Below are 17,738 nucleotides of genomic sequence, written 5' to 3'. Positions count from 1 at the left end.
GTTCAATGATTATTGTCACTGCCGAAAAAGCTCTTAAAGGACTGAATGTTTGTGTCGCGGTTAAGCGCAGCGATAGAAGTGGTAAGAGGAATCCCCTTCGGGCAGGACTGCACACAGTTCTGTGAGTTACTGCAGCTTGATATGCCTCCATCTCCCATCAGCTCTTTTAAACGTTCTTCTTTGTTCATTTCACCGGTTGGATGAGCATTAAATAATCTCACCTGGGAAAGAGCTGCCGGTCCAATAAAGTCAGAATTATCGTTAACGTTCGGGCAGGCTTCCAGACAGACACCGCACGTCATGCACTTTGATAATTCATAAGCCCATTGACGCTTGTTTTCTGCCATTCTTGGTCCTGGTCCAAGGTCATATGTTCCATCAATCGGAATCCATGCTTTGACCTTTTTAAGAGAATCAAACATCCGTGACCGGTCAATTTGAAGATCGCGGACGACAGGAAATGTTTTCATCGGCTCCAGGTGAATCGGCTGCTCAAGCTGATCGACAAGCGCTGTGCAGGACTGGCGCGGTTTGCCATTGATTACCATAGAACAGGCTCACAGACTTCTTCGAGACAGTTCATATCCCAGATAACTGCAGATGTCGGATTACCCTGGGCATCTACCGGGTTTCTGCGGATTTCCATAAGTGCCGAAATAACGTTCATGTTCTGTCGGTAGGGAATTTCAAATTCCTGTTTATATGAAGGTTCGTCCGGTCCTTCTTGTCTTGTGACAACAAACCGGATTACTTTGTTTTCGGTCTTTTCACTCATTAACTTCCGGCCCCTTCCTTTTTACCTGCTTTTTTCTGGGAGTAGTCGCGTTTACGAGGCTTAATAAGAGAAACGTCCACTTCCTCGTATTCAAAATCAGGTCCCTTTTTCGCAGGGTTGTACTTCGCTTTTGTTGTTTTCAAAAACTCTTCGTCATTACGATCCGGGAATTCCGGCTTGTAGTGGGCTCCACGCGGCTTTCGTTTCTATGGTAGGCACCTCGTAACAACTCTGGACAGGTTCAGCATTCCTTTCAGCTGGCGTGTGAAAGAGGCCCTGGTTGCTCCATCTGGACGTATCATTATATTGATGTTTTCCCAGCGGTCCATAAGTTCCTGGATTTTTTCATCTGTTTTGAGGAGCTTTTCATTGTCACGAACAACCGTTACGTTGTCCGTCATCCATTCACCGAGTTCTTTATGAATCACATAGGCATTTTCTTTGCCGTCCATGTTCATAATTTTTTCAAACTCATCTACTTCCTTCTGCTTGGAACGGTCAAAAATTTCGCTGCTCATATCCTCAGCAGATTTCTCGAGCCCGTTCATATATTCCACCGCTTTAGGACCTGCGACCATTCCACCGTAAATAGCGGAGAGAAGCGAATTTGCACCTAAACGGTTTCCACCGTGCTGAGAGTAATCACATTCGCCGGCAGCGAATAAGCCGGGGATGTTGGTCATCTGGTCATAATCGACCCACATGCCGCCCATTGAATAGTGTACGGCAGGGAAAATTTTCATTGGCACTTTACGAGGGTCATCGCCCATGAACTTTTCGTAAATTTCCATGATGCCGCCAAGCTTAACATCAAGTTCTTTGGGATCTTTATGGGATAAGTCAAGGTATACCATGTTTTCACCATTGATGCCAAGCTTCTGCTCTACACAGACATCGAAGATTTCACGGGTGGCAATGTCACGCGGAACAAGGTTACCATATGCCGGGTATTTTTCTTCAAGGAAATACCACGGTTTTCCGTCTTTGTATGTCCATACACGACCGCCTTCTCCACGTGCTGACTCACTCATAAGACGGAGTTTGTCATCTCCTGGAATAGCGGTAGGATGAATTTGAATGAATTCTCCATTGGCGTAATAAACGCCCTGCTCATAAAGAGCTGCAGCTGCATAACCGGTATTGATCATGGAGTTGGTTGATTTCCCGAACATAATTCCAGGGCCGCCGGTAGCCATGATAACCGCATCTCCACGGAACGTCTCTACATCATGAGAGCTCAGATTCTGTACGGTTACCCCTCTACAGGTGCCTTCATCGTCAAGAACAGCAGAAAGAAATTCCCAGCCTTCATATTTATTAACAAGACCGGCTGCTTCGTAGCGTCTTACCTGCTCGTCCAGCGCATATAAGAGCTGCTGTCCGGTCGTTGCCCCAGCAAATGCTGTGCGGTGATACTGGGTGCCGCCGAATCTTCTGAAATCAAGCAGTCCCTCAGCTGTCCGGTTAAACATAACTCCCATACGGTCCATTAAATGAATAATTCCTGGTGCCGCTTCTGTCATTGCTTTTACCGGCGGCTGGTTGGCAAGAAAGTCGCCTCCGTATACTGTATCGTCAAAGTGCTCCCACGTAGAATCGCCTTCCCCTTTTGTGTTAACAGCGCCGTTAATTCCGCCCTGGGCACAAACAGAGTGCGATCTCTTCACAGGAACAATAGAGAATAAATCCACTTGAATGCCTGCTTCTGCTGATTTGATTGTCGCCATAAGGCCGGCCAGACCTCCACCGACTACAATAATTTTGCCGTTACTCATAATTGACCCTCTCCTTAATTAATTGACAGTCTAAGGACTTATACAAATGCAAAAATGGCTCTTAATCCAACGATTGTTAATACAACGAACAGACCGATTGTTGCATAAGTGGAAATCTGCTGGGAACGTGGTGTTACTGTAATGCCCCAGGTAACCATAAATGACCATAGACCATTGGAAAAGTGGAACGTTGCTGCTACGACACCAAGAATGTAGAAAACAAGCATGAACGGGTTACTTAGTATTGAAGCCATCATATCATAATTTACTGTTTCCCCAAACATAGCTGCAATTCTCGTTTCCCATACGTGCCAGGTAATAAAGATAAGTAAAATACGCCGGTAATACGCTGGAGCAGAAACATCCAGTTACGGTAATATCCAAACCGCTTTGTATTCGCTTTTCCTTGAAAAACGATAAACAAACCGTAGATAGCATGAAACAGAATTGGAAGAAAGATAATAAAAATTTCCAGAAAATAGCGGAAAGGCAGCTGCTCCATGAAGTGCGCAGCCTGATTAAAACCTCGGCTCCACGGGTGGCAAAATGGTTCACGACAAAGTGCTGGATTAAAAACAATCCGATGGGATGACTCCAAGCAAAGAATGAAGTCTGCGGTTAAAAATTCACGGTTTTCAGCCATGCAAATATCCTCCTAAAATTATTCCATTTTTGTTGGTGATTCCTGATGTAACGTCTGCTTTTTCACCATCCCTTTCAGACCGAATAGAAAATGCCCCACAAAATAAAACAGCCCATGTACAAAGCTGTTTGGTTGTCACCTTATGTAATGGAACAAAAAACAAAGCGGTCATTCTCAAGTTCGTTGCCATTTAGAAAAACGAAAGCAGTGCCGGATACGTACTCATTTATCCATTTTACGTTTTTCGTAATCACAGCGCGCATTGTACTTCAACACATTTATTGTACTCCCACTTTTACAGTGAGTCAAGAAAACGGATACATGTCTTTATAAACAAAATATACAAAAACCCCCTGTCCCCAAATGGTAATTTAAAGGGAAAGGAGGTTTTTTTATTATCTATTAACCTATAATCATACGCTCTGTTGGATATTTATAATAAGACTTCGTTTCTTTTCTTTTTACAGAGAGCAGAAAGGCAAGAATACCTACCCGTCCGACAAACATCAACAGCATCAGCACTAACTGGCTTGGTCTTGATAAATCATCTGTAATGCCTGTGGTTAAGCCCGCACGTACCAAATGCCGAACTAACTTCAAAGATAATATCAATCAGCTCTACGTTTGTATTATTCTGCTCAAGTGCACTAATACACAGCACGGCGGCGAATACCCCTACGAGAAAAAATGACAAAACAATGAACGCTTTTTGTTTATCCTCCGGGTGAACCTGCCTGCCGAACACTTTTACTTCTTCTTTTCCCAGAGCGAAGCTGCGGATTGTTAAAAACATGACAGCCAGCGTAGTTGTTCGCAGGCCTCCTCCCACGCTTGATGGGCTTGCTCCAATAATCATCAGCGAGGAAACAAACAAAAGCGTAGGAAGAGAGTAAGCCGACACATCCATTGTTGATAAACCCGCACTTCTGGAAGAAGCTGAATGAAAAATAGCGGAAGATACCTGCTGATGCCAGGCCATTCCCTGATAATACACATTCGCTTCGAGCAGCAGAATGCCGATCACACCTATAATAAACACGAGAAAGTAAGTAGTAACCGTTACTTTAGTAAACAGGCTGAAACGGAAGTCTTTATTATTGGAAGAAAGATATTCTCTAACTTCCATCAGCACAGGAAATCCGATGGCGCCTGCAAATATAAGAAGAACTACTATCAGCTGTACATAGTAATCATCTGCAAACGGGATCAGCGACTGTCCGGTCACATCAAATCCTGCGTTCGTAAAGGCAGTTAAAGCGCCGAACGCCCCTTGATAATAGGCCTGGCCGATCGAGTCGAAATACTGGATATAATAAGTTCCCAGAATAAAAGCCCCAACTGCTTCAATAGCCAGGGCCAGAAGAAGAATATTTCTCATCAGCTTTACCATACCGGAAAACTGGTACTGATTCTGATCCACCATAATAAGCAGCCGCTGGGACAGGTTAATTTTCCTGCCTAAAAGCATCCATACAAAAGTTCCGAGAGACATTATACCAATGCCGCCCACCTGCATGGCCATTGCCAGAAAAAACACACCCGTGTAGCTCAGCGTTTCCGTACGTTGATAACGGTCAAGCCGGTTACGCTTACTGCCGAAACAGAAGTAAACAAGGAGTCCAGGTAACCAAGCTCCACCCCGGGATTATGGGATACCGGAAGCCACAGCAGAACACTGAATATAAGCATGGATACTATATATGAAAAAATGATCATTCTAAAAGGAGTCATAAATGCGCTGGTAAATTTTTTCATGCCTCAACCTCCGCTGGATTTCGGACATCAGTATATCATTTATGCTTTTTATAATCTATAGAGATTTCAGCTTCAAGCCTGTATAATAAAGACAGAAAAGGAGGCCATTATGTCAGACACTAACAGCACTTCCCCTGAATTTGGCTATGCTCTGCTCAGAGAAACGCTTCTGCCGGAACTTTTGGGGCATGACGAGCCTGAAATATTATACTGGGCCGGGAAATCCCTTGCCCGTAAATACCCGTGTGACTCTATAGAAGAAATTATGGAATTTTTTAACAAAGCCTACTGGGGAGAACTTCAGCTTATTCATGAAAAAAGACGGGAGCTGCAGTTAAAGCTTCAGCCTACCAATGATACATATTCATTTTTACTCGAGGCGGGATTTCTCGCCGAACAGCTGTCTGAATTAAAGAATGCTGCTGCTGAAACATATATGGACGAAAAAAAAGAAGATCATATTTTTTATATCCGCTGGGATAAAGAATAGCACAGGAAAAAGGAACCGCCGCAGATAAAAATGCAGCAGTTCCTTTTTATTTAGGTGCCGGTGCTTCGTGAAGCCGTTTCAACAATTCCCTGGAGACGCTGTCCGGTATTGCAATGGCCCGAAAATCGTCTACCGTAGCTTCTTTCATATTTTTCATTGAGCCAAAGTGTTTCAAAAGAGCCCGTTTACGTTTTTCACCGACACCGGAATGTCATCCAATGCGAAGAAAACATTTGTTTTTCCTCTTGTCTGCCGGTGAAATGTAATAGCAAAGCGGTGGACTTCGTCCTGGATACGCTGCAGAAGATAAAATGAAGAGCTGTTCCGCTTGAGCGGTATGACGGCAGGCGGGTCTCCCATAATGAGTTCGGACGTATGTGTTTGTCATTCTTCGCCATCCCTGCTACCGGCACATTCATGCCCAGTTCATCTTCTATCACACTCAGCGCAGCACTAAGCTGCCCCTTGCCTCCATCCACCAGAATAAGGTCCGGGAGCGGCTGTGATTCTTTCAAAAGACGGGTATAGCGGCGCCGTATAACTTCTTTCATGGAAGCATAATCATCCGGGCCGGTAACACTTTTCACTTTGTATTTCCGGTATTCTTTTTTGAAAGGCTTTCCGTCCATAAATGTAAACCATTGCCGCTACCGGATCGGTGCCCTGAATGTTGGAGTTATCAAACGATTCTATTCGGTGCGGCATATCAATCTGCATAGCTTCTGCCAGCTCTTCCACCGCTTTTACCGTCCTTGCTTCATCGCGCTCAATAAGAGAAAAACGTTCTTTAAGAGCATGGGCTGCATTGCGCTCTGCCAGCTCCACCAGCTCTTTTTTCTTTCCCCGGGCAGGCTGTACGACTTTTATCTCTAACAGCTGAGCAGCCATTTCCTGATTGATCCCTGTTGGAATAAATACTTCCTTCGGCTTTAGATGATCTTCCCTGAGATAAAACTGGCCCAGAAACGTCAGGAAATCTTCTTCCGGTTCCTGATAGTAGGGGAAAACGGATACGTCGCGCTCGATCATTTTTCCGCTGCGGATGAAAAAAACCTGGACACACATCCAGCCTTTATCGACAGAATAGGCAAAAATATCACGATTGATCGTATCATTAATGTTCATTTTTTGTTTTTCCATGACGGAATCAATGTGGTGAATCTGATCGCGGAGCTCCTTGGCTCTCTCAAAATTCAATTCATCTGAAGCCGTATGCATTTTCACACGCAGGTCTTCTTTCACCTGCTGGTGGCCATTATTTAAAAACTTCGTGATATCCTGCACCATTTTCTGATTGGTTTCCCTGGATACATCAAATTCACAGGGGGCAAGACACTGCCCTATATGATAATAAAGGCAGACTCTGTCCGGCATCGTCCGGCATTTCCTCATAGGATACAGGCGGTCGAGGAGCTTTTTGGTTTCGTTGGCTGCACCTGCATTAGGGTAAGGGCCAAAATATTTGGCGCCGTCTTTTTTTATTTTCTCGTTGTAATTAAACGGGGATGTTCTTCTTTTGTGATTTTAATGTAAGGATAGGATTTATCATCTTTTAGCAGTACATTGTACTTCGGTTCGTATTTCTTGATTAAATTCATTTCCAGAATCAGTGCCTCAAGGTTGGACGACGTAATAATATATTCAAAATCTTCTATTTCTCCAACGAGCCGCTGGGTTTTTCCATCGTGGGAACCAGTAAAATAAGATCTGACCCTGTTTTTTAAGACTTTTGCTTTTCCTACATATATGACAGTGCCGTGCTTATTTTCATTAAGTAACAGCCCGGCTGATCCGGGAGCACGGTTAATTTTTCTTTTATTGTATTCATTCCGGAACACCTCTTCGCTTCATTCTTCTCTCGTAGTATAAAGCGAAAATATGTTTGTGTGCAAAGAATCCTTCTTTAAGTATAATAAAAAGCCGCTGATCATTGATCAGCGGCTTTTTCAGGCATATTAAATGTGTTTATTTAATAGTTCAACAAGCTGTTCTTTCGGCTGAAAGCCTACGACCTGATCCACTACTTCGCCGTCTTTAAAAACGAGAAGAGTTGGGATGCTCATTACGCCGTACTTTCCGGCCGTTTCCTGATTTTCGTCAACATCTAATTTTGCGATCTTTATTTTGTCGCCCATTTCTGTATCGATTTCTTCAAGTACCGGAGCGATCATTTTGCATGGTCCGCACCAAGTAGCCCAGAAGTCCGCCAATACAACGCCTTCAGACGTTTCAGTTGAGAAGTTTTGATCAGTAGCTGTTACAATTGCCATTTGTGTGGTCCTCCTTTTAAGTAGCTTTATTAAGCTAATGCATATTATAGCATTGTGTATAAATTGTGGCTAATAGATTGCCTGAGTATTCTTACCGCTCATTATTTGTCTAAACCCGGGCACTGAAATTGAAAAGCCTGCCGGTTCCGGCAGGCTGGTTTCTAAGAAGCTGTGACTTTTTTAAACTCTTCTGTCAAAGCTGGAATAACATCAAACAAATCCCGACAATGCCATAATCAGCCACTTCAAATATAGGCGCTTCAGGATCTTTATTAATCGCTACAATTACTTTTGAATTGGACATTCCTGCCAAATGCTGAATAGCACCGCTGATGCCGGCTGCAATATACAGATCCGGTGTGACTACTTTACCCGTCTGTCCGATCTGCAGCGCATAGTCGCAGTAGTCAGCATCGCAGGCACCGCGTGACGCCCCAATGGCTGCGCGAGAACGCCTGCAAGCTCTTCCAGCGGCTTAAAGCCTTCCGCGCTTTTCACGCCTCTTCCGCCGGCAACAATAATGTTGGCTTCGGCTAAATCGATTCCTCCCGTGCTCTTTTTGACTACTTCTTTAATAATCGTACGCAGATTGGAAATGGTAAAGGTTTTCGTATCGATATTTCCGCTTCTGCTGCTGTCCGCTTCCAGCGCTGGGATGTTATTGGGACGGATTGTTATAAATAGAAAACCATCTTCCATCTTTATTTTTTCAAATGCCTTACCGGAATAAACAGGACGAATAAACTGAGCATTCGTTCCTTCCCCTTCTATTTCTACGCAGTCTGTAATAAGCCCTGAGCTTAATTTTCTCGACAGACGGGGAGCCAGGTCTTTTCCACTGGACGTATGTCCGATAACAAGCCCTTCCGCCTGCTCTTCCTCGCATACCTGCTCCATTGCCTGCATATATGCATCCGTCGTGTACTGCTTTAATTCATCCATTTCTGACACAATGACACGGTCCGCACCGTACTGAATCATTGCTTCTGCGTGTGAAGCGGCTCCTTCACCGAATAAAACACCGACTACCTCTCCGCCGTCCGCTGCTTTATGTGCAGCTGCTATTGCTTCAAACGATACGTTTCTTAATTCATTTTCCTTCGTTTCTCCTAGTACAAGAATTTTCCTGGCCATTATGATCTCTCCTTTATATTACTTTTGCTTCTGATTTCAGAAGTTCGACGAGCTGCTGTGCCTGTGATTCCGTAGAACCTTCCAGAACCTTCCCTGCTCCTTTTTCTGGAGGCAGAAAACGATCGGTGGTCGTGGTTTTCGCGGCAATTTCTTCTTCATCCAAATCAAGATCATCAAAATCTATTGTTTCCAGCGGCTTTTTCTTCGCTTTCATAATTCCCGGAAGAGAAGGATACCTCGGATCATTCAAACCCTGCTGGCAGGTAACTAATAATGGCAGCGATGTCTCTACGATTTCTACATCACCTTCCACATCCCGTTCAATAGTTACTTTTGTTCCTTCAATATCGAGCTTTGTAATAGTGGTCACCTGATTCATCTGCAGTCCTTCCGCCAGCCTGGAAGCTACCTGTCCGGCACCGTCATCGACAGCTACGTTGCCGCCTAGAATAATATCGGCTTCCTGATCTTTAAAATAAGCTGTTAACACTTCTCCAATTGTATAGTGGTCGATAGCTTCATCCATATCTTCCATATTAAGAAGCACAGCCTTATCAGCACCCATGGCAAGAGCTGTCCGAAGTTCCTTTTCTGCTTCTTCTTCCCCTACGGTCACCACCGTAATTTCTCCCCCGTGTGCCTCTTTTAATACAATAGCCTCTTCAAGCGCATATTCATCGTACGGGTTAACGATAAATTCCGCCCCTTCTTCATCAATACGTCCGTTTTCAATTATTATTTTTTCTTCCGTATCAAACGTTCTTTTCATTAATACAAATATGTTCATTCTGTGTTCCTCCCTGATTTTTATTTGTTTTTAAAAGCCGGCTTCCGCTTTTCAATAAATGCCTGGATGCCTTCTTTTGCATCTTCGCTCGCAAATGCCCGCCCAAACAGTTCTGCTTCTTTTCTACTGCCTTCTTCTCTTGAAGCTGGTATAGCATAGCGCAGAAGCTCCAGTCCCATTTCTGTCGTTATACGGCTTTTCGAAGCGATATGACGGGCTATTTCAACAGCCGCTTTCACATGTTCGCCTTCAGGTACTGCTTTATTTACAAGACCCCAGCGTTCTGCTTCTTCTCCGGTAATGGGAAGGCCGGTTAATATCATCTCGCCTGCTTTGGGCCGTCCTACCAGCTCAGGAAGTCTCTGGCTTCCTGCATAGCCTGGAATGAGCCCTAATGTGGTTTCCGGAAGGCCGAGCTTGGCATCTTCTGTAGCCACTCTCAGGTGACATGCCATCGCCATTTCCAGCCCTCCACCCAAGGCTGCACCATGAATAGCCGCAATAACCGGCTTTGTAAGGGCTTCCATTTTATCGAATACCTTTTGCCCGTTTGTGCCTAAATCTGAAAACCCACTGCTCGTTTCAACATTCGTGAATTCTTTAATATCTGCCCCGGCTGCAAAAAATCTGCCTTCCCCATACAGCACGGCTGCATGTACTTGTGTATCTGATTCAATCTCATCCAGAACAACGCTTAGTTCTGAAAGGACGGAGGCAGCCAGAGCGTTAGCCGGCGGCCTCTCAAAAACGATATGGGCGACATGATCTTCCACCCGCCATTGTAAATGATCCATCCTTATCCCTGCTTTCTATCTATTGTTTTGCCCGCACGTTTGCACCAAATCCCTGAAGAAGCATGGAAGCTACGGGAGCGGCTAATTCATTCAAGTCATACCTGTATTCATTCATGATCCAGGTAGTAACAACTTCATCTATCGTGCCGAAAATCATCTGCCGGGCCAGCTTTTCATTTAAATCATCTGAAAAAACGCCCGTTGCTTTTCCTTCTTCAATCAGCCCATCCATAATAATAAGATATTCTTTTAAAATATCGTTAATCTGCTTGCGCAGATGGCTGCTTGACTGCCTTAATTCAAGCTGCGTCACGATAGCCAGATTTCTGCTTAACGAAAGCTGTCGGAAGTGATTGGCTACGAGTGAATGAAGCTTTTCCTCAACTGACAGCCGGGACGTAAGCTCGTCTTTAATATTCGTAATAAACTGACCCATTTTTTCTTCAAAGACGGAAATCAGCACATCTTCTTTATTTGCAAAATAAAGATAAATTGTACCGTCCGCTACACCGGCCCGTTTTGCAATTTTGGATACCTGGGAATTGTAGTAGCCGTTTTCGGCTATTACGTCTACTGCCGCTTCTATAATTTGTTCATATTTGGGACCTTTTCGTTTCCCCATGGCAGAACGCCCCTTTTACAATGTATTAATAGTGAATGACTGTTCATTCATTATATGTCTAGCTTTATCATAGATAATATTCAAAGGAGTGTCAAGCCTTATTCGGTAGATTCTCCGCATGAAAAAAAAGCCCGGTTCCAGGACCGGACTTTTCCGCACATATCAGACAGATCAGCTGCCTTTCTGCATTTCTTTTGCTTTTGTATTTTTTTCTTCTTCTTCAACAAGAACCCGTCTTAATACTTTACCGATAATTGTTTTCGGAAGTTCTTCTCTTCGTTCAAACTGTCTCGGCACTTTAAAGGAAGCCAGATGCTCCCTGCAGAATGCTTCCATTTCTTCGTCTGAGGCACTTCTGCCATCTTTGAAAACGAGGAACGCTTTTACCGTCTCTCCACGGTAAGGATCCGGTACGCCGATAACGGCGGCTTCTTTTATTGCTTCGTGCTCATATAGTACTTCTTCGATTTCTCTTGGATAAATGTTAAAGCCTCCGGCGATGATCATATCTTTTTTGCGGTCAACAATATAAAAGTAGCCTTCATCGTCCATGTATCCCATATCCCCGGTCAGAAACCAGTTCCCATGAAACACAGCCGCCGTATCCTCGGGCCTGTTCCAATAGCCTTTCATCACCTGAGGGCCTTTCAGCATAATTTCTCCGATTTTCCCTGCCGGTGCCGGCCCTTCTGTTTCCGGATCGTAAATAGCCGCTTCCGTGTCAGGCCAGGGAATACCTATGCTTCCTTCTTTTCGTTTCCCCCAGATAGGCGTAGAAATAGCGACTGGAGACGTTTCCGTGAGCCCGTAACCTTCTACGAGCTTTCCTCCCGTCAGCTTTTCAAACGTCTGCTGCACTTCGAGAGGCAGCGGAGCGGATCCGCTCAGGCAGGCTTCAATAGAAGAAAGATCGTATTTATTAATGGTAGGTTCATTAATCAGCCCAACATACATCGTTGGCGCTCCTGGAAAAACGGTCACTTTATGCTTTTGAATTGCTTTTAAAATAGGGACCGGCTCAAAGCGGGGCACGATAATCATTTTCGCTCCGTGCATAATGCTGATATTCATTACTGTTGTCATGCCGTAAACGTGAAAGAACGGCAGGGCAGCCATAATTGTTTCTTTTTTTCGATCAATATTATACATCCATGCACTGCTCTGCATAGTGTTTACTACTAAATTATAATGTGTCAGCATGACCCCTTTTGCAGGTCCCGTCGTTCCTCCGGTATATTGAAGAAGAGCAATATCTTCTTTTGGATTAAAAGAAATATCCGGTTTTTCCGGTTTTCCCTCTGCCATAATTTTTTTCAGCCGGTGCGTCGTGCTGTCATACTCGATCTGCTTTGCAAGAGCTGCATTTTTGCGCTGCACGAGCGGATACAGATTTTTTTTAGGGAAGGGAAGATAATCTTTAATACTCGTGACAAGTACATGTTCAAGCGAAGTTCTGCTTCTAACGGCCCGTACACGCGGATATACTAAATCCAGGCAGATCATAACCTTCGCCTGGGAATCGTTCATTTGATGCTCCAGTTCACGTTCCACATACAGCGGATTTGTCTGCACCACAATGGCTCCGGCCATCAGGGCTCCATAATAACAAATGACTGCCTGAGGGGAATTTGCCAGCATAATCGCTACCCTGTCCCCCTTCACTACACCAAGCTTTCTCAGCTGGCTGCTGAGCTTGAGGGCTTCATGATAGACCTCCCGGTATGTCATATCTCTTCCCATAAAGTGAAGTGCTTCACGGTGCGGCTGATTAGCAGCCGTTTCTTCAAGATAAGAGTGCAGCGTTTTTTCGTCATAGGAAATACTTACAGGTATTTCCTTTGGGTAATGGGACAGCCATGCATGCTTTTCTTCCATTTTAAATCCCCCTTTTAAATGTGGACACAGGAATACGTAAAGAAGCACTCTATACAATCATTATAATGGAAACGCTTACAATTATAAAGAGATATATGTAAAAAAATGGGCTCTATCCTGAGGACGGCCCATTTCTCTCCTATAATGAAGAAAATAAATAGATACAGCCTGCTGCAAAAAACACGGCACAGCAGATGATTAATATTTTTGCTAACCGCTCCATTATCTTCCTCCTTTTATCAGCTTAGTATCCCTGCTCCTATAACAAAAGACAGCCCTGCAGAAATAATAAATGCAATCAGACCGACCGCTCTATTATCATTTGCAAGTTCTTCATCTACTTTAAACATAGGGGTTAAAAACTCAAAAAGAAGATAGCTGATAATCAACAGCACAAAGCCGAGACATCCCCACACAATAGTCGTTAATATCTGATCGTTATGCAGGATGGAAAAGTGAAGAATATTGGCAACGCCGAAGATCTTTCCTCCGGTGGCAAGTGCGACAGCAATATTGCCTTTTTTTATTTCTTCCCAATTGTTATAGGGGGTTATTGTTTCAAACACAGCTAAAAATACGATAAGTGAGAGCAGTGCTACACTGTAGTTGGCAGCAGTCTGCCCGAATGGCGTCTGCAGTATGGCTTCCAGGCCTGCCACCTTCCCTTCTCTGCCTCAGGCGGCGTGAGTTATTATTTTAGTTCTGCAACCGTATTTCCTATGCCGCCTTCATTCATTCCCCCGTCACGGGTGCTTTTTACACTGGGGTGTTTTTTCAGGTACTCCTTCACTCCCTTACGCAGCGCTCCTGTTCCTTTTCCGTGAATAATATGAACCTGTCCGTATCCTGCGAGAACGGCTTCGTCCAAATATTTCTCCACCTGACGCAGGGCATCTTCATAGCGCTGCCCGCGCAGGTCAAGCTCGGGCTTTACCGGGGCACTGGTCGTCACAGAACGGACATTGCGAAGTGGAGTTTTTTCTTTAGAGCTGTTCAATTTCTCCATGTTGCTTTTATTAACCGTCATTTTCATAATGCCAAGCTGTACCTGGAATTCATTTTCATTCAGCTGTTCCAGCACCTGGCCTTTCTGCCCGAAACTTAGCACCTTTACTTCGTCTCCGGACTTAATCGTATCGGTTTTTTCAGCCTGCCTTTTTATTTGTTTCATTCGTTTCGTAGGAGCCGGCTGTGCTTTATCCATCCGCGACTTGGCATCAATAAGCTGATGTTCTTTTACATTGTGGCCTTGTTTCTCCAGTTCTCTTAACTCACGGATGATTTCATCCGCCTGTTTTTTTGAAGCAGAGAGTTCGCTTTCTGCCTCATCTCGTGCTTTTTGAAAGATAGATTCTTTTTCCTCTTCCACCCGCTGGACTTTCTCAGCTAATTCCTTCTGCAGCGATTCGGCTTCTTTTCGAAGCGCGGTCGCCTGCTTTTCCTGTTCTTCTACAGACAGCTGCCTATCCTGCAGCGATGCTATCATCTGCTCCATCTGCCTGCTGTCTGTACTCACTTCCGCTTCGGCTGCCGTAATAATGTCATCACTCAGACCCAGGCGTTTGGATATGGCAAATGCATTACTGCGTCCTGGTACACCAATCAGCAGGCGGTAGGTCGGACGAAGCGTATTTACGTCAAATTCCACGCTGGCGTTCATAACCCCTTCCCGGTTGTAGGCATACCCTTTCAGCTCGCTGTAATGGGTAGTGGCAATGAGGGATGCGCCTTTATTATAAACGTAATCGAGTATTGAAACAGCCAGAGCCGCACCTTCCGTAGGATCGGTGCCGGCACCGATTTCGTCAAACAATACCAGGCTGTGGTGATCAATTTTTCCAAGAATGTCTACAATGTTGGTCATGTGGGATGAGAAAGTACTCAGGTTTTGTTCAATGGACTGTTCATCCCCGATATCCGCGTAAATAGACTCAAATACAGCTGCTTCCGAATTTTCCTCCACCGGAAGAAACAGACCGGACTGCGCCATCAGCGTCAGCAGTCCCGCTGTTTTCAGCGTGACCGTTTTACCGCCTGTGTTAGGTCCCGTGATAACAAGAGAGGAGAAATCTCCTCCAAGCTCCACCGTGATTGGCACAACTTCCTCTGCGTCAATCAGCGGATGTCTCGCTTTTTTGAATTGAAAATGGCCCGTGTTGTTTACATTCGGCTGAGTCGCTTTTAAGTCATGGGCGTAATACCCTTTAGCAAAAATAAAATCGATATAGCCGAGCGTCCGGGTGTTTTCCAGCAGTTCTTCTCCATTTTCCTGGATTTCAGCGGATAGCTCCCGGAGTATTTTTCAATTTCAATCTTTTCTTTACCGCGGGCTTCCCGAAGCATATTGTTCATCGTAACGACAGACTGCGGTTCAATAAACAAAGTCGCTCCGGAGGCCGATTGATCATGGATAATCCCGCCGAATGATCCGCGGTACTCCTGTTTGACGGGAATTACATACCGGTCATTTCGAATGGTAATAATCGAATCAGATAGCTTTTTCTGTTGATCCTGCGATTTAGTCAGCTGGTCAAGCTTGGAACGGATGGACGCCTGCTGGCCCCGGATCTGCTGTCTTATGCTGCGCAGAGCGGGAGTGGCGCTGTCCATTACCTCTCCATTATCATCCACCGATTGTTTAATAGACCGTTCTACATCTGTCAGGACCGTAATCGCTCCCGTGATTTCATCGAGACCGGGCAGTTCAATGCCATCCTCTGTCATTTTATCGATAAAGGATTTGACTCTTCTTGCAGCATAAATAGTATCGGCTATTTCAAGAAGCTCCCATGCGTTCAATACGCCGCCGATCTGCGCTCGTTTGATATGGGCAAATACATCTTTAATACCGCCGAGAGGGGCCTGTCCTTTTAAACGTACAACACGGTGTGTTTCCTCCGTAATGGTCATGGCATGCTTTATGTCATCCACCGATGTCAACGGCTTCATTTGGTCAATTTCAGCTCTTCCCAATGAAGACCCAGCATGTTTTTTCAGCTGATCTTTCATCTTATTGTATTCGAGCACCCGAAGGACTCTATCGTTCATTGTCATCTTCCTTTCTTATTGAAGCCGGCGTTTGTCTTTTTTCTCCGCAGGTAGTCCGTTAATTCCGCCGCTGTTAATGTATTGAGTATCTGTCCCGGAAGGAGCATGGCTTTTCGGGCGATGCCGGTGCCTATTTCCATATCGTCCATCATCTCCGGATTGTGGGCGTCTGTATTAACTGCCAGCGCTACCCCTGCTTCTGCCGCTTTTTTCAGCCATTCTGCCGATAGGTCCAGCCGGTTCGGATTGGCATTCAGTTCCAGTGCCGTACCCGTTTCAGCCGCACGTTTAATCAGCTTAGGCAGGTCTGCATCATACCCGGGCCTTCTTCCTATTAAACGGCCCGTAGGATGGGCAATCAGGTCCACGTGTGGAGAAGTAAGCGCAGATTCAAACCGTTCCATAATGACAGACCTTTCCTGGGAAAACGAAGAATGAATAGAGGCAATTACTATATCAAGCTGTTCGAGAACGTTGTCCTCGATATCAAGAATGCCATCTGGACGAATATCCATTTCAATACCGGCAAATATCTGCAGATCTGTATATTTTTCATTCACCGTTTTTATTTCTTCAATCTGTCTGAGAATGCGATCTTCATCCAGACCGTGGGCTACTCTTAAAAACTTGGAATGATCGGTAATAGCAATCCATTCATAGCCTCTTTTTCTCGCTTCCTCTGCCATTTCTTCCACAGACTGGGCGCCGTCACTCCAGGTCGTATGCATATGCATGTCTCCCCGGATAAGGGGGAGCGTGAGGTCTTCACGGGGATTGCTGTAAACGTCCAGCTCATCTTTGCCGGCTCTTGCTTCAGGCGGGATGTACTGCATTCCATAATATCCGAAAAAAGCTGCTTCGTCTGTAAACGTTTGGACGTCTCCGCTTTCCACGTTTTCTATCCCATATTCGCTGATCCGTTCCCCGTTTGATTTTGCGAGCTGCCTCATCTTCACGTTGTGATCTTTCGAACCGGTAAAATGATGAAGGGTCGTCGCAAATGCCTCGTCTTCAATCATCCGCACGTCTACCTGTACCGGATATTCTTCTCCTTCCAGCTCCAGGGACAGCTTTGTATCTCCATCCGCGATAACGCTGGAAATACCGGAAAATGCTTTTATTTGTTCTTTCACACGCGCAGGATTATCCGTTGAGATGATATAATCCATATCTTTAACGGTTTCTTCCAGTCTTCTTAAGCTGCCGGCACGGGCATAGCGGTGCATGCCTTCTACAGCGGCAAGCTTTTCTTCAAAGGAATCCGCCATTTTCAGCATAAGCGGAATCGGAAGTCTTTCCGGCCTGCTCCCCATTTCTTCCAGAGCTTTCATTATTTTCTCCTCTGACTTGGCAGCAAATCCGGCAAGTTCCCGGATCTGCTTATCCTCACAAGCTTTTTTCAGGTCGGCTGCATTGGTAATACCTAATTCCTGATAAAGCTTTCCTATTTTCTTACCGCCCAGTCCAGGAAGACGTAATAATGGAAGCAGCCCTTCCGGTATTTCCTCTTTCAGCGTCTGCAGGAGCTCGGAATCGCCATGCTCTTTTACTTCATTTATTAAACCGGCTGTTCCTTTGCCGATGCCGGAGAGTTTCGCCACATCCTCGATATCATTAATGGAGCGTTCATCGTTTTCAAGCGCCTGGGCAGCTTTCCGATAAGCAGAAATTTTAAATGTATTTTCACCCTTTATTTCCATATATACAGCAATACGTTCTAAATGATTGATAATTTCTTTTTTATTCATTGTTTTCCTCCATTAAAAGTAG

10 protein-coding genes and 6 pseudogenes are annotated in these 17,738 nt (G+C 44.9%); 1 reads left to right on the top strand and 15 read right to left on the bottom strand.

All coding sequences use genetic code 11. The features are described 5' to 3' along the window. Nucleotides 1-2 precede the first annotated feature (2 nt). The 5 genes and pseudogenes from sdhB to MMY81_RS34485 all read right to left on the bottom strand — a co-directional run bounded on the left by sdhB (nt 3) and on the right by MMY81_RS34485 (nt 4,948). Nucleotides 3-775: pseudogene (gene sdhB, locus MMY81_RS23510) on the bottom strand (succinate dehydrogenase iron-sulfur subunit). After that, nucleotides 775-2,502 (bottom strand): annotated as a pseudogene (gene sdhA / locus MMY81_RS23505) (succinate dehydrogenase flavoprotein subunit). The pseudogenes sdhB and sdhA overlap by 1 nt, the downstream one beginning before the upstream one ends. A gap of 86 nt (nt 2,503-2,588) precedes the next feature. Continuing rightward, nucleotides 2,589-3,193, bottom strand: a pseudogene (locus MMY81_RS23500) (succinate dehydrogenase cytochrome b558 subunit). 544 nt (nt 3,194-3,737) lie between these two features. Then, entirely contained in the window at nt 3,738-4,730 is a 993-nt protein-coding gene (locus MMY81_RS23495) for a TrkH family potassium uptake protein (protein WP_308215459.1), read from the bottom strand. A gap of 11 nt (nt 4,731-4,741) precedes the next feature. Next, nucleotides 4,742-4,948: a hypothetical protein gene (locus MMY81_RS34485; protein WP_308215458.1), complete on the bottom strand. Its 207-nt coding sequence runs from the start codon at nt 4,946-4,948 to the stop codon at nt 4,742-4,744. 109 nt (nt 4,949-5,057) lie between these two features. Here MMY81_RS34485 and MMY81_RS23490 point away from each other — a divergent pair, with 109 nt between their 5' ends. After that, nucleotides 5,058-5,438: a DUF2507 domain-containing protein gene (locus MMY81_RS23490; protein WP_252314745.1), complete on the top strand. Its 381-nt coding sequence runs from the start codon at nt 5,058-5,060 to the stop codon at nt 5,436-5,438. A gap of 46 nt (nt 5,439-5,484) precedes the next feature. Here MMY81_RS23490 and uvrC read toward each other — a convergent pair. The 10 genes and pseudogenes from uvrC to polX form a co-directional block, all read right to left on the bottom strand. Next, nucleotides 5,485-7,266, bottom strand: a pseudogene (gene uvrC, locus MMY81_RS23485) (excinuclease ABC subunit UvrC). Between the two features lie 127 nt (nt 7,267-7,393). Then, nucleotides 7,394-7,708: a thioredoxin gene (gene trxA, locus MMY81_RS23480; RefSeq protein WP_120192569.1), complete on the bottom strand. Its 315-nt coding sequence runs from the start codon at nt 7,706-7,708 to the stop codon at nt 7,394-7,396. A 161-nt stretch (nt 7,709-7,869) separates the two neighbouring features. Next, nucleotides 7,870-8,842, bottom strand: a pseudogene (locus MMY81_RS23475) (electron transfer flavoprotein subunit alpha/FixB family protein). 13 nt (nt 8,843-8,855) lie between these two features. Then, a complete protein-coding gene (locus tag MMY81_RS23470) occupies nt 8,856-9,629 on the bottom strand; it encodes an electron transfer flavoprotein subunit beta/FixA family protein (protein WP_252314744.1) in 774 nt (257 codons plus the stop codon). A gap of 20 nt (nt 9,630-9,649) precedes the next feature. Then, on the bottom strand, nt 9,650-10,423 hold the full coding sequence (locus MMY81_RS23465) for an enoyl-CoA hydratase (RefSeq protein WP_252314743.1): 774 nt from the start codon (nt 10,421-10,423) through the stop codon (nt 9,650-9,652). 19 nt (nt 10,424-10,442) lie between these two features. Continuing rightward, entirely contained in the window at nt 10,443-11,045 is a 603-nt protein-coding gene (locus tag MMY81_RS23460; protein ID WP_252314742.1) for a fatty acid metabolism transcriptional regulator FadR, read from the bottom strand. A gap of 171 nt (nt 11,046-11,216) precedes the next feature. Then, complete coding sequence (locus tag MMY81_RS23455; RefSeq protein ID WP_252314741.1) at nt 11,217-12,920, bottom strand: long-chain-fatty-acid--CoA ligase; 1,704 nt, start codon at nt 12,918-12,920, stop codon at nt 11,217-11,219. 239 nt (nt 12,921-13,159) lie between these two features. Then, nucleotides 13,160-13,570, bottom strand: coding sequence for a DUF350 domain-containing protein (locus MMY81_RS23450; protein ID WP_252314758.1), 411 nt, complete (start codon nt 13,568-13,570; stop codon nt 13,160-13,162). 41 nt (nt 13,571-13,611) lie between these two features. After that, nucleotides 13,612-15,968 (bottom strand): annotated as a pseudogene (locus tag MMY81_RS23445) (endonuclease MutS2). Between the two features lie 2 nt (nt 15,969-15,970). Then, on the bottom strand, nt 15,971-17,716 hold the full coding sequence (gene polX, locus MMY81_RS23440; RefSeq protein ID WP_252314740.1) for a DNA polymerase/3'-5' exonuclease PolX: 1,746 nt from the start codon (nt 17,714-17,716) through the stop codon (nt 15,971-15,973). Nucleotides 17,717-17,738: the final 22 nt, after the last annotated feature.

This window comes from Sinobaca sp. H24, from assembly GCF_023845525.1.
This window is presented reverse-complemented; position numbering and strand designations above follow the sequence as displayed.

Coding starts and splice junctions, on each gene's coding strand:
- MMY81_RS34485 (WP_308215458.1), bottom strand. CDS start 4,948: ATGAAAAAATTTACCAGCGCATTTATGACTCCTTTTAGAATGATCATT.
- MMY81_RS23490 (WP_252314745.1), top strand. CDS start 5,058: ATGTCAGACACTAACAGCACTTCCCCTGAATTTGGCTATGCTCTGCTC.
- trxA (WP_120192569.1), bottom strand. CDS start 7,708: ATGGCAATTGTAACAGCTACTGATCAAAACTTCTCAACTGAAACGTCT.
- MMY81_RS23470 (WP_252314744.1), bottom strand. CDS start 9,629: ATGAACATATTTGTATTAATGAAAAGAACGTTTGATACGGAAGAAAAA.
- MMY81_RS23465 (WP_252314743.1), bottom strand. CDS start 10,423: ATGGATCATTTACAATGGCGGGTGGAAGATCATGTCGCCCATATCGTT.
- MMY81_RS23460 (WP_252314742.1), bottom strand. CDS start 11,045: ATGGGGAAACGAAAAGGTCCCAAATATGAACAAATTATAGAAGCGGCA.
- MMY81_RS23455 (WP_252314741.1), bottom strand. CDS start 12,920: ATGGAAGAAAAGCATGCATGGCTGTCCCATTACCCAAAGGAAATACCT.
- polX (WP_252314740.1), bottom strand. CDS start 17,716: ATGAATAAAAAAGAAATTATCAATCATTTAGAACGTATTGCTGTATAT.